The 12171-nt window shown below is 72.3% G+C and carries 9 protein-coding genes; 1 reads left to right on the forward strand and 8 read right to left on the reverse strand.

The window, feature by feature from the left end; translation table 11 throughout:
• Positions 1 to 77: 77 nt before the first annotated feature.
• The 8 genes from EUA06_RS21200 to EUA06_RS21235 form a co-directional block, all read right to left on the reverse strand.
• Entirely contained in the window at positions 78 to 1634 is a 1557-nt protein-coding gene (locus EUA06_RS21200) for a HoxN/HupN/NixA family nickel/cobalt transporter (protein WP_129479514.1), read from the reverse strand.
• Complete coding sequence (locus tag EUA06_RS21205; protein ID WP_129479516.1) at positions 1631 to 2938, reverse strand: tetratricopeptide repeat protein; 1308 nt, start codon at positions 2936 to 2938, stop codon at positions 1631 to 1633. The genes EUA06_RS21200 and EUA06_RS21205 overlap by 4 nt, the downstream gene beginning before the upstream one ends.
• Positions 2939 to 3034: 96 nt before the next feature.
• Complete coding sequence (locus EUA06_RS21210) at positions 3035 to 4528, reverse strand: DUF4331 domain-containing protein (protein ID WP_129479517.1); 1494 nt, start codon at positions 4526 to 4528, stop codon at positions 3035 to 3037.
• 148 nt (positions 4529 to 4676) lie between these two features.
• Positions 4677 to 8069 (reverse strand): error-prone DNA polymerase, encoded by a 3393-nt coding sequence (locus EUA06_RS21215; protein WP_129479519.1) that lies wholly within the window; start codon positions 8067 to 8069, stop codon positions 4677 to 4679.
• Positions 8070 to 8081: 12 nt separating this feature from the next.
• On the reverse strand, positions 8082 to 9668 hold the full coding sequence (locus tag EUA06_RS21220; protein WP_129479521.1) for a Y-family DNA polymerase: 1587 nt from the start codon (positions 9666 to 9668) through the stop codon (positions 8082 to 8084).
• A 7-nt stretch (positions 9669 to 9675) separates the two neighbouring features.
• Positions 9676 to 10350, reverse strand: coding sequence for a hypothetical protein (locus tag EUA06_RS21225; protein ID WP_129479523.1), 675 nt, complete (start codon positions 10348 to 10350; stop codon positions 9676 to 9678).
• A 90-nt stretch (positions 10351 to 10440) separates the two neighbouring features.
• Positions 10441 to 11433, reverse strand: coding sequence for a glycosyltransferase family 2 protein (locus EUA06_RS21230; protein ID WP_165354490.1), 993 nt, complete (start codon positions 11431 to 11433; stop codon positions 10441 to 10443).
• Between the two features lie 119 nt (positions 11434 to 11552).
• Positions 11553 to 11804: a hypothetical protein gene (locus tag EUA06_RS21235; RefSeq protein ID WP_129479527.1), complete on the reverse strand. Its 252-nt coding sequence runs from the start codon at positions 11802 to 11804 to the stop codon at positions 11553 to 11555.
• Between the two features lie 68 nt (positions 11805 to 11872).
• Between EUA06_RS21235 and EUA06_RS21240 the strand changes: the two genes are divergently transcribed.
• Positions 11873 to 12166 (forward strand): hypothetical protein, encoded by a 294-nt coding sequence (locus EUA06_RS21240; RefSeq protein WP_129479528.1) that lies wholly within the window; start codon positions 11873 to 11875, stop codon positions 12164 to 12166.
• Positions 12167 to 12171 lie beyond the last annotated feature (5 nt).

Genomic DNA, 12171 nt, shown 5'->3' on the forward strand with positions numbered 1-12171 from the left:
GTGTTCGGCACCAACGGCCCGGTGGATGGGGCTGCGCGCGAAGAATTGTGACGCGACTCTCGTGGAGCGGTCCGCGCTCAGAGCTGGAGCAGCGTCCTGACGACCACCCCGGTGCCGACGGCACAGATGCCGAGCGCCGCGCCGTAGCGGAGGAACGTGCGGACGTTGCCCGCGAGGAAGCCCTTGGCCTGCGCCAGCCGCTCGACACGGACCACGACGTCGCGCGCGAGCAGTCCGACGGCCGCCAGCGAGGTGGCCATCCCGACGCCGAAGGCGACGACGAGGGCGAATCCGAACCAGGCCCGTCCCAGCGCGGTGGCGGCGAGGAGCAGCAGGAGCGCGGACGGGCTCGGCACGAGACCGCCCACGAGGCCCATGACCCAGACCCCCCAGCGTCCGGGAGCGATCTCGGGCTCCGCGGGCGCGGGCGCCGTGACCGTGGCCGTCGCCACCTTCACCGACCCGGGCTCTGCGTGGCCGTGGTCGTGATCTGCGTGGCCGTGGTCGTGATCTGCGTGGTCGTGCCCATGCTCCGCGTGATCGTGATCGTGCTCGGGCTCCGCGTGGCCGTGGCCGTGGCCGTGGCCGTGGCCGTGCCCATGTCCGTGCCCGTGCCCGTGCCCGTGGCCGTCCCGACCTGCGACCAGCCGGGTGAGCAGGTAGAGGCCCAGCCCCACGATGAGCAGGCCGGTGGCGAGCGTGAGCCAGGGATAGATGGTGGCCGGCACGAAGGCGCTGCTCAACGACACGAGCAGGCCAAGGACGAGCACCGAACCGGTGTGGGCGATCGTCACGGCACTTCCGACCGCGAAGGCGGAGCGGACCGACGAGCTGCCGCGCTGGGAGAGGTAGAACGCCATCACCGTCTTGCCGTGGCCCGGCGACAGCGCGTGGGTGGCGCCGAGGGCGAGCGCGACGAGCACCGCGAGCCCCGCTGCCAGCCAGCCGTTCTCCCCGAGCAGGGCGGTGGCCTTGGCCGAGAGCCAGGTCCTGTCGCTCGCGGTCGGTCCGTCCTCGCTGCTGCCGGGCAGCACCCCAGCCGGCCCCCCGGTCGCCACGACCAGCGTGGCCTCGGTGACGTCGAGCGGCGACTGCAACAGGTCTTCGGGGTAGGACGTGAGCCGGTCGCTGGTGCTCTCCGATGCGACGTCCGAGCTGGTCAGGGTCATCCGGTCGCCCATGGCCGTGACCTCACGCCACCCGACCGCACCGGGGGCGGTGGAGTCCTGGAAGGTGATCTCGCCGGGCGCCACCTCCACGTCGGCGGCGTACTCGCAGGTGATGCGGGTGATCGGGAGCCCACCTTCGCCGTCACCGAGCGAGGCCCGCGAGGTCTGGAGGGTGAGGTCGACGCGGCTGCCACCGGCGGTCAGCTCGAGCCCGCGGGCGGTGGAGGCGCACTCGCGGTCCGCCAGTGCCGGCAGGTCGTCGATGCGGTTGCCCAGCTGCGCCGTCGGGATCTCCGCGAGGTCGACGACGTGGTCGACGACGAGGCGGTCCGGGGAGACCAGGATCCCGGTGTAGCGATTGACCGTGAAGTTGCCGAGGGGGTGGGCCGAGGCGGGAGCCGCTCCCACCAGGACGGTGACGGCGATCGCGCCGAGGGCGACCAGCAGACGCGTGAGGAGTCTCATCGGGTTCCTTCGATCGTCGCGAGCGTGGTGCGTGCCGCGTCGCGCTGCCACGGTGAGAGGCCGGGATCGGTGGCGAGCCCGCGACGCAGGTGGGTGCGGGCGTCGTCGGTCAGGCCGAGCGCGGCCTCGATCGTGCCCCGGTGGATCCAAAAGCGGGCCTCCGGGGAGCCCAGCGCGGTGGCGCGACGGGCGATCTCCAGCGCCTCGCGGTCGCGGCCGGTGCGGTGCAGGGCCCAGGCCAGGGCGTCGGCGACATGGACGCTCTCACGCTGCTGCCACTCGGCCCGGGCCTGGTCGAGCGCTCGCGCGGCCGATCCGTGGTCGGCCTCGAACAGCGCGGTCTCGAGGTCGGTGCGGACGCCGCTGGCGTCGAGCAGCTCGATGGTCGTGCGGACGACCGCGAACTGGGCGTCGGCCTCGTCCGGGCGCTCGAGGTGAAGGTAGAGCTCGCCGAGCTCGGTGATGTACTCGGGGAGGGGCTGGCGCGACACGACGTCCTGCCACGTCCGGACTGCCTCCTCGAGGCGACCCTGCGCGACCTGCAGGCGGGCGGTGGACACGAGCGCAGGGAGGTAGTCGGGAGAGGCCTGCTGGGCCACGGCGAGCTGGCGCGCGGCCGGCTCGAGTCGGCCCTGCTTGCGCAGGATGTCGCTGAGCAGCGTGAGCGTGTACGCCTTGTCGGCGCGCGAGCCCGCAGCCGCCGCCCGACGGAGGATGTCGGCGGCGCGGTCGAGGTCGCCACGCAGCTCGTAGGCGTAGGAGTAGCGGGTGGCGATGGCGGTGCTGGGCTGGAAGCGGTCGGCCACGCGCAGGGCCTTCATCTGCTCGGCGTACCGACCGAGCTCGTTGAGGGCGTCGGCGCGGATCGCGAGCGCGCCGAGGTCGCGCGGGTTGATGGCCAGGGCCTGGTCGGCGCTCGACAGCGCGTCAGAGAAGTCGTGGCGGGCAGCGGCGATCGCCGCGTCCGCGGCCAGGGCGGTGAAGTTCTCGTCAGGGGAGACCTCGAACGACCGCGCTGCGGCGTCGTCGGCCTTCTGGTAGTAGGTGGCGTTGCCCGTGAGACGGGCCTGCTCGACGTAGGCGACGGCGAGGTTCGCCCAGGAGACGTGGTCCCGCGGCACCCGGCGCAGCGTGTTCTGCAACGCGAGGATGCTCGCGTCGAGGTCCTGGCCGGAGTTCGGCACGACGCGGGGCACGGCCGCGGCCGGCGTGGAGGACGTCGGGTCGGACGAGGTGGCGAAGCCGATGCCACCCGACACTGCGAGCACGAGGCCGACGCTGATCACCATGAGGCTCTTGCGCATGCGTGGGGTCCTTCCCGGAACGGGCACAGCGGGGTGAAGCGGGGGTGTGGCCCGACCGCGCGACGTGTGCCGCGCGGCCGGGCCGGGTCGAGACGGTCAGGCCTTGCGGCGACGCACTGCGCCACCGATGCCGCCGACGAGGGCCAGGAGGCCTACACCGACGAAGGCTGCCGAGCTCTGGCGACCGGGGACGACGCGCTGGAGCGCGCTCTCCTTGCTCGCCGACTGCTTGGCCGACGCGCCCGCGGACGGGTGCGGGTCGGCGTTGCTGCCGCTGGCCGGGAGGGCCAGGTAGGGGAACGTGCCGCTGAAGGCGGTGTCGTTGTTGTCGACGCCGTCTCCGAGGTCGTTCGCGGAACCGACGAGCTCACCCTCGACGACCTGGAGCGCGATGTCGATGACATCGTCACCAAGACGGCGACCGTTGGGGAAGCCCTGCGTGTCTCCACCGATCACGCCGAGCCGGTTCGGCGTGGCCGTGACGGGGGTCGACATGTTGAGGCGGAGCTGCTCGCTCGGGGTGATCTTGCCCTTGGGCATGTTGAGCCCCTCGACACCCGTGAGGAACACCGACACGAGGTCGTTGCGCGGGGTCTTGGGAGCCTCGATGCCGTAGACGGCCTCGATCAGCTTCGGCAGCTCGGGGTTGGTCACGTACTTGAGCGCCGCTGCGTCACCCGTGGGCTTGAGGCCGTTGAACGCGTCCTTGAGCTTGAGCGGGATGACGACCTCGTTGACCAGCGGGTTGCCCAGGCGCGAGACCTGGACCCACTTGCCGTTGGTCGACTTCTTCTGCGTGGTCGTCCAGGTGCCGATGATCGGGTTCTTCTTCGGGTTGTTCTTCTTCGCGACCCACTTCTGCGGGACCTGCAGCGCCACCGACTGGACGTTGAAGCCCGCCAGGGTGTCGTCGCCGGCCTCGGAGAGGTCACCGCCGTAGAGCAGGTCGAAGACGCGCAGGTCGAGGAAGAACGGGTCCTCGGCCTGACCGGCGAACGACTTGACGCCCTTCGCCGGGACGGTCGTCGCCTGGGCACGCAGCGCGGCGTAGTTGGGCATGGACGCCTTGCCGATGTTGGACGGCGCGACGCGCTTCTTCTTGACGACCGTCTTGACGTTGTTGGTCTTGTGGTTGATCCGGACCAGCTTGTAGGTCTGGTAGAAGTTCAGGTCCTTGTCGGCCAGGGACGTGACCGGGCCGGTGGCGGCCAGGAACGTGTCTCCGGTGACGTAGTGGTCCTTGAACGTCCAGCGGAACGTCACGTCGGGCTTGGCATCAGCGTTGTTGTCGATCTTGATGTCGTACTGCGCGTCCGTCGCGAAGCTGTAGAAGTTCGGACCGCCGGCCGGCTCCTCGAAAGGAAGCCAGTTGGCGACCAGCGTGACGGTCTTCTGCGCCTCGGGACTGCGGAACGCGTAGAGGTCCGTCCCGTCGTACTGCGGCGTCCCCGAGATGAGTGGTGCCTCCCGGTGACTTGATGCGGTCGCGGCGAGCGGACCGAGACCGGCGAACCCGACTGCTGTCAGCAGGCCGCCGGTGCAGGCCAGGGCGATTGTCCCGTGCCGCTTGGTGGGTCGTGAGCGCTTCATCAGCAACTACTCCTTGTGTTGGCCCGGGGGGTCGCGATCGTGCGTACGCCGGTTCCGAGCGCCCGCGCTCCTTGGGTGAGCACGGGTTATGAGTGTTCGGAGTCACACCGGCGACGGATTGGCATTCCACTCCTCCGCAGGGGTGGGTTCACCGGAAGTCGCGCGAGGACGCCCGCGCCTGCAGCACGGCGCCCGCCCCGGGGACGACGACGTCGATGGGCTCGACGCGGTCGGCGATCAGGTTGGTGACGCCCTCGTTGCGCTCGAGCTTGCCGCGGATGACGACGGCGACCCGGTTGCGGGCGGCCTGCCGGTGGGCCTTCATCACCCCGATCGAGCAGACGACGTTGAGCATGCCGGTCTCGTCCTCGAGGTTGAGGAAGGTGACGCCCATGGCCGTGCCGGGTCGCTGCCGGTGCGTGATCAGCCCGCCGACGTGCACCCGTCGGTTGGGCTCGGTGGTCTCGAGGTCCTGCACCGAGCGGATGCCGGCGCGGCGCAGGTCGTCGCGCAGGTGCTCGATCGGGTGCCGCTCGGGCGAGACGCCGGTGGCCCAGAGGTCGGCGAGGGTGATCTCGGGCTGGCTCATGCCGGGGAGGGTGGGGGCCGCGGGGGCGGGGGTGGTGCCGGCCAGGTGCTCCGCCCCCTCGGCGAATCCTGCGGCCCAGAGGGCCTCGCGCCGGTCCAGGCCCCAGGCGTCGAAGGCTCCCGCCGTGGCGAGCGCCTCCAGCTGGGCCGGGGTCAGGCCGGCCCGTCGCGACAGGTCGGTGACGCCGGTGAACGGTGCCTCGGCGCGCGCCGCCACGATCCGGCGCGCCACCTCGAGCCCGATCCCGCGGACGGAGTCCAGCCCGAGGCGTACGGCGACGTGGCTGTCGCGGCGGTGGGCCGGCACGGGGTCGGGCGTGCCCGGCACCCACTCGACCCGGTCGAACCTCGGCCGGCAGCACTCGTCCGGTCCGGTGGCGGCGACCGGCCCGGCCACGAGAGGCTCCAGGTCTGCCTGCGCCGACGACCGCGTCACGTCCGGGCGGCGTACGTCGACACCGTGGCGGCGCGCGTCGCCGACCAGCGACTGCGGAGAGTAGAAGCCCATCGGCTGGTTGCGCAGCAGCCCGGCGAGGAACGCCGCGGGGTAGTGGAGCTTGAACCACGACGAGGCGTAGACGAGCAGGGCGAAGGACAGGGCGTGCGACTCGGCGAAGCCGAAGTTGGCGAAGGACAGGATCTTCACGTAGATCGAGTCGGCGAGGTCGCCGGTGATCCCACGCTTCTCCATCCCGGCGTAGAGCTTGTGCTTGACCGACTCGATCCGCTCGATCCCGCGCTTGGACCCCATTGCGCGGCGCAGCAGGTCGGCGTCGTCGCGGCTGCAGTCGCCGAGGGTGACGGCCATGGCCATCAGCTGCTCCTGGAAGAGCGGCACGCCCTTGGTGCGCTCGAGGACCGGCACCAGCTCGGGGTGGTCGTAGGTCACCTCCTCCTTGCCGGTGGCGCGACGGACGTAGGGGTGGACGGCGCCGCCCTGTATCGGCCCCGGCCGGATGAGCGCGATCTCGATGGCGAGGTCGTAGAACTCGCGCGGCCGCAGCCGGGGCAGCGTGCCGATCTGTGCACGGCTCTCGACCTGGAAGACGCCGATCGAGTCGGCGCGGCAGAGCATGTCGTAGACCGCGGGCTCCTCCTTGGGCATCGTCGCTAGGTCCCACTGCTCGCCGAGGTGGTCGGCGACCAGCCGCATCATGTGGTCGAGCGCGCCGAGCATCCCGAGCCCGAGCAGGTCGAACTTCACCAGCCCCATCGACTCGCAGCCGTCCTTGTCCCACTGCAGCACGGTCCGCTTGTCCATCCGGCCGCGCTCGATCGGGCACACCTCGCCGATCGGCCGCTCGGTGAGCACCATCCCGCCGGAGTGGATGCCGAGGTGGCGGGGCGCACCCATCAGCTCCTCGGCGAGGGCGACGACCTGAGGGGGTACGTCGTGGGCGTCGGGGTCGCCCTGGTCGCCGGCGACCACGGACTTCCAGCCGTCGATCTGCTTCGACCACGCGTCCTGCTGACCCTGGGAGAAGCCGAGCGCCTTGGCGGCGTCGCGCACGGCCATCCGCGGGCGGTAGCTGATGATGTTGGCGACCTGTGCGGCGTTGCGGCGGCCGTAGGTGTCGTAGACCCACTGGATCACCTCCTCGCGCCGGTCGGAGTCGAAGTCCACGTCGATGTCGGGCTCCTCGTCGCGGTGCGCGGAGATGAAGCGCTCGAACGGCAGCTTGTAGAAGACGGCGTCGACGGCGGTGATGCCGAGGGCGAAGCAGACCGCCGAGCTCGCCGCCGAGCCCCGTCCCTGGCACAGGATCCTCCGCCCGCGGGCGAAGGCCACGATGTCGTGCACGATGACGAAGTAGCCCGCGAAGTCCTTCTCGGAGATGACCCGCAGTTCGTGCTCGAGCCGCTCGCGTGCCTCGGCCTCGTGCGGCACGCCTGCGTACCTCTCGGCGAACCCGCGCTCGGCCAGCACGCGCAGCCACGAGTCGGCAGTGTGGCCCTCGGGGATCTGCCGCTTGGGCAGCGCGGGCGACGCCTTGTGGAGGTCGAAGGCCAGCTCGTCGGCGAGGCTGACGCTCCGCTCGACAGCACCGGGGTGGGCCGCCAGCGCGGTCGTCATCTCCTCGCCGCTGCGCAGGTGGGCCGAGCCCGACAGGTCGAGCCAGCCGTCGAGGTCGGCGAGGCTGCGGCGGGCGCGGACGGCCGCCATCGCCGAGGCCAGCCGGTGGCGCTGCGGAGTGGAGTGGTGGACGTTTCCGGCGGCGACCACGTCGAGGCCGTGCACCCCGGCGAGCCGGGCGAGGGCGGCGTTGGTCACGTCGGCGCCGGGGCGCGGGGACAGCTCGACGAGGACGTGCTCGAGCCCGAAGAGCGAGGTCAGCCGGTCGAGGGCGTCCGCTGCCGCCCCTTCGCCGGCGGCCAGCCCCTGCCGGACCGCGCCCTTGCGGCAGCCGGTGAGGATCGTCCAGTGGCCCCGGCCGCGCTCGCCCAGCTCGTCGAGGTCGTAGACCGGGCGGCCCTTCTCGTCGCCGCGCAGGTGCGCGTCGGTGATGGCCGCGGCCAGCCGGTGGTAGCCCTCGACACCGCGGGCGAGCACGAGCAGGTGGCTGCCCTCGGGGTCGGGTACGCCGTTCTGCGGCCCGCTGAGGCCCAGGGAGAGCTCGGCGCCGAAGACCGTCGGCAGGTCGTACGCTGCCGCGGCCTCGGCCAGCATCGGCGCGGCATAGAAGCCGTCGTGGTCGGTGACCGCGAGCGCGTGGAGCCCGAGCCGGACGGCCTCCTCGACGAGCTCCTGCGGCGAGCTCGCGCCGTCGAGGAAGCTGAAGTGGCTGTGGCAGTGCAGCTCGGCGTAGGGGGTGACCGTGACCGGCCGCTGGATCGGGCGCGCCTCGGTCGCGGCGTGCTTGCGCCGCGAGACGGGCGCGTCGTCGGCGCCGGGGAGCCCGCTGAGCCTGCGCTCGAGCTCCTTCCAGTGCATCTGGGGGTTGTTCCAGCCCATCAGTCCGCGCCCCTAGTCATAGCCCGCCTCCAGCGCCCAGCCCTCGGGCGCGCGCAGCAGCAGCCACGCGCGGCCGTCGGCGCCGACGACCTGGAAGCGCGCGGACGGCCCGCCGCCAGCCGACCACCAGCTCTCGTCGGTCGGCCACGGCCCCGCCCACGCGGTGACCGGCTGCCACGGGAGGCTCTCGCCGCCCTCCCGCACCCGGAAGCGTCTGAGCTCGCCGGTGACGACACCGCGGTCGGTCACCCGGACGTCGCGCCCCGCGTCGTCGACCACCTCCGCCACCGGAGGCGTGGCGAACACCCGCACCGGCGCCGGTCCCGGCACCCGCCCCGGCCACGGCCGGTCGACGGGGCGCAGGTCGACGGCCCGCTCGCCCCACGGCACCAGGGCCTGCCTGGCCGCCGGGCTGCGGCCGCCCTGCAGCACCGGACGGCGTACGGCCTCGAAGCCGACCATGCCCTGCACCCGGGCGACGCCGCGCTCGACCAGGTCGTCCGACGCGGTGCCCCAGAGCGCCTCGCCGTGCGCTGCGGCGGGCTCGACGGTCTCGGGGACGAACCTGACCCGGTCGATCGGTGCGCGCACCTCACCCGCCTGCTTGCGACCGCGCAGCGCCGCGCCCACCCTGCTCGTCGAGCCGGCCCCCTGCAGCTGCCAGTGCACCCGGTCGACGAGGTCGCGGGCGTTGAAGTGGCGCGGGTGCAACCACGCGCGCGACGAGCAGACGACTCCTTCCGACTCGGCCTCGACGCGCACCGCGGTGGCGACGAGCTGGTGGTGCGCGAGCTGGGTGATGAAGCGTTCAGCGGTCGTGCGGACGCTGAACGTGATCGCCTCGACGTTGTCGAGCGGTGTCTCGAAGGCAACGTCGGCCTCGAGCTCGGGCGGGGGAGTGCGGGCCGCGAACAGCTCGCGGTCCTCGCCCCGGGCTCGACGGCGCACGGCCGCGCCGTAGGTGCCCAGCCGGTGCTCGACCGCATCGCCGGGCAGGTCGGCGAGGTCGCCGAGGGTGCGGAGCCCGAGCCGCTGCAGGAGGCTGACGAGCTCGCGGCCCCGCGCTCCCTCGTCCTGGAGCACGTGGACGGGCAGGCCGCGGAGGAAGGCAGCCGAGCCGCCCTCGTCCACCACGACCCACGACTGGACGTCGGCGGTGCGGGCGGCCTGCTCGGCGGTGAACAGGTCGTCGGCGATCCCGACCCGCACGTCCCAGATCCCGCCCTGGACGAGGGCCTCAGAGGCGACCGCGGCGGCCTTGGTCTCGGTGCCGTACCAGCTGCCGGGGGCGCGCACGGCGAGTAGCCCGGGCCGCAGTGCCGCCACTCCCGGGCGCAGGTCCTCGATGATCCCCAGCACCGGCTCGAAGGCGCGGGCGTCACGGTCGGGGTTGGCCGACAGCAGCAGGAGCTCGGGGCACCTGGCCTGGGCGTCGCGACGGCGCTGCCCGCGGCGTACGCCCTCGTCGCGCGCCGGTCCGTTGCAGACCTCGACGAGGTTGGCGTGCATCACGGCGGCGGGGGAGCGGAGCGACCGTTCGGCCTCCTCGAGTGCGGCGACCACCGACCAGTCGGGGCACCACACCACCATCACCCTCATCGAGCGCTCACCCCGAGACCCGGATCTCGCGGACTGCCTCCCGTGCCCGGTGCACCCCCGGCCACGTCAGGTCGGCGCGGGCCGGCGGCCGCGCTCCCCGGTGCACGGTGATGCTCGCCCGTCGCTCGACCAGCCGCCCGGACCCGGCCGTCGGACCGAACCACGACGACGACTCGACGCTCAGCCGGGCCACTGCCCGTGGCCACTCGCCGTGGACGACCAGCACCGCCGAGCGGGTGCGGAGGCGTGAGTCGAGGACGCCCGCGGCCCGTGCGGTGACCGACGCCGGAGGCCGGAGCACCACGACCCGGAGGACGTCCACCAGCGCTGCCGTCACCTCCAGCCAGTGCTCGCCGGGATCCGGCACGAGCACCGTGCGGGAGAGCTCGATGCCCAGCTCCGCGGCCGCCTCCGCCCCGAAGTCGCCGCACCCGGCGAAGCCGACCCACTCACCGGCGCGGGACGCCCCCGCGGCCAGGGCGAGGGCCAGCGAGGCGCTGTCGACGGCGTAGGTCGAGCCGGCGTGCAGGGGCACGATGTCGGTCAGCCCGGGCAGGGTGGGCACCGGCTCCCCGGCTACCTTGTGCTCCATCGCCGCGACCCTCGCGCGCAGCTGCTCGACCGTGCTCTGCCGCTGACCGTGCGGCTCGGCGAGCGGCGCCAGGGAGCGGGAGGACGACATCTCCCCATCATCGAACAGGTGTTCGAACGGCGTCAAGCCCGGGGTCAGCCCTCCGTCTCGGTGCCCGTGCTCGTCCTGTGCGCCCGGCGATCAGCTGTCGCTCGGCGGTGCACCCAGCCAGAAGCGCGACTTGTCGGTGCTCGCGAGGACGGCGAGCTGCTCCTCGATCCGGTCCAGGTGCGGGTCGCCCGGCGCCGGCCCGGTCGGGCGCTGCGGAAGGGCCGGGGTCACCAGCAGGCCGAGCCGCTCCAGTCCCTCGCGGTCGTCGAGCGCAGTCGCGGCGAACAGCTCACGGCAGACCTGGTCGGCCAGTTCGGTCGGCCACTCCTTCCACCCCTCTGCCTGCATCGCGGACGCCAGCCGGCGCCGCTCGGACCGGGCGACCAGGCGGTGACCTGAGGTGAGGTGGTTCGACCACTTGCGGGCGAACTCCTCGAGCGTGTGGGACTCGTAGTGCAGGACCTGCAACCATGAGGCGCGGTGCGCGGCGACCGGAGTCCTGCTCTCGTCGACGACGCGATGGATGTCCAACCACGCGTCGGTCGAGACGCGCATGCCCGCCTTCCCGACGGTGTGCCCCCGGAAGTAGGAGCTGTTGTCCGGACGCTCGAGCCTGCCCAAGAGGTGGAGCAGGTTCAGCTCCTCGTCGGCGAGGAGGCGCTTGAAGACCGTCACCTCGTCGTTCGGCCACTCCCACTGCGCCAGTGCCTCCAGCGGTGACAGCAGCACCGCCTCGACGTCGTCCGCCAGGCCTTGGAGGCGCTGCTTGTCCAGGTGCAGGACCTCGTCCCCGTCGATGTGGAAGAGCCATCCCTGAGGGTCGCTATCCCGCAGGACGGCCAGCGCCGCGTTGGCATTGACGCGTTGCCGGGCATTGAGCCTCGGCGAGAAGTCGTCGCCCCACCACGTCGCGGCGTCGACGGCGACCACGCTGCGATGCGCATTGAGCGCCTCTGCCGTCTGCGTGTCGTCGCGGTCGTCCACGAAGACGAGCATCCGGTCGACACCGGCGGTGAGGTTGCGGTCGATCCAGCGCTCGAGGCGCGAGAGGTTGTCCTTGACCGTGCTCACGGTCGTGATCACTGGCACCCCTCTCGTCAGCAGGGCAGCCATGCTAAGCCGTCCACGGGCGCTCGACGCGTCAGCTCCGCAATGCCTGGTGAACGACGTCTTCGGCAGTGACGTGGTCTAGCAGGTCCTCGTCACCCGACCGACCCGTCGTGCTCGCCCAGGGCGACCTCGTGCCCGGAGCGGATCGCGTGGGCGATCTCCTCGACCGTGCCTTCGGTCGTCGCCCGTACGCCTCGACTGCGCAGCTCCTCACGCAGGGTCTGGTCGACGTCCACCTCCGGCGCGCCCGTGTAGCGGGTGGCGGTCGCGTCAATGGCCTCCTGGACGACGTCGCGCACCGGCGCCCCGAGGTACTGTCCGTCGTCGATGGTCTCGAACTCCATGGAGATGCCGTACCCGATCGTCCGTTCTCCATTCCGCATGCGCGGTGATGCGTCGGTTCGAGGCCAGCATGACGCCCAACACGAACGGACCCGATAGCGACGAGCGTGCGTCGACCCCGAACGCCTCCGGACCCGAGGGCGCGGCAGGATCGATGGGCTCGAGCAGCGAGCGCGTCGGCCATGCCGGCCCGGGCCAGGTGGGGGCGGACGGCACGCGTGACACCTCGGTCGTGGACGGCCCGCCCGACGCCCCACCCGAGCAGCACGCAGGTGGTCCCGAGCCGCAGCCTGAGGGCGTGGAGCCGAAGGCCGGCTATCCGCGGCTCGACCCGCGCCACGAGCACAAGCCCCACCGCACCTGACAGAA

It is taken from the genome of Nocardioides glacieisoli (assembly GCF_004137245.1).
Lineage (GTDB): Bacteria > Actinomycetota > Actinomycetes > Propionibacteriales > Nocardioidaceae > Nocardioides > Nocardioides glacieisoli.

What these genes read in the sequence shown, in the direction of transcription:
- EUA06_RS21200 (WP_129479514.1), bottom strand. Translation starts at nt 1,634, where the DNA reads ATGAGACTCCTCACGCGTCTGCTGGTCGCCCTCGGCGCGATCGCCGTC.
- EUA06_RS21205 (WP_129479516.1), bottom strand. Translation starts at nt 2,938, where the DNA reads ATGCGCAAGAGCCTCATGGTGATCAGCGTCGGCCTCGTGCTCGCAGTG.
- EUA06_RS21210 (WP_129479517.1), bottom strand. Translation starts at nt 4,528, where the DNA reads ATGAAGCGCTCACGACCCACCAAGCGGCACGGGACAATCGCCCTGGCC.
- EUA06_RS21215 (WP_129479519.1), bottom strand. Translation starts at nt 8,069, where the DNA reads ATGGGCTGGAACAACCCCCAGATGCACTGGAAGGAGCTCGAGCGCAGG.
- EUA06_RS21220 (WP_129479521.1), bottom strand. Translation starts at nt 9,668, where the DNA reads ATGAGGGTGATGGTGGTGTGGTGCCCCGACTGGTCGGTGGTCGCCGCA.
- EUA06_RS21225 (WP_129479523.1), bottom strand. Translation starts at nt 10,350, where the DNA reads ATGTCGTCCTCCCGCTCCCTGGCGCCGCTCGCCGAGCCGCACGGTCAG.
- EUA06_RS21235 (WP_129479527.1), bottom strand. Translation starts at nt 11,804, where the DNA reads ATGGAGTTCGAGACCATCGACGACGGACAGTACCTCGGGGCGCCGGTG.
- EUA06_RS21240 (WP_129479528.1), top strand. Translation starts at nt 11,873, where the DNA reads ATGACGCCCAACACGAACGGACCCGATAGCGACGAGCGTGCGTCGACC.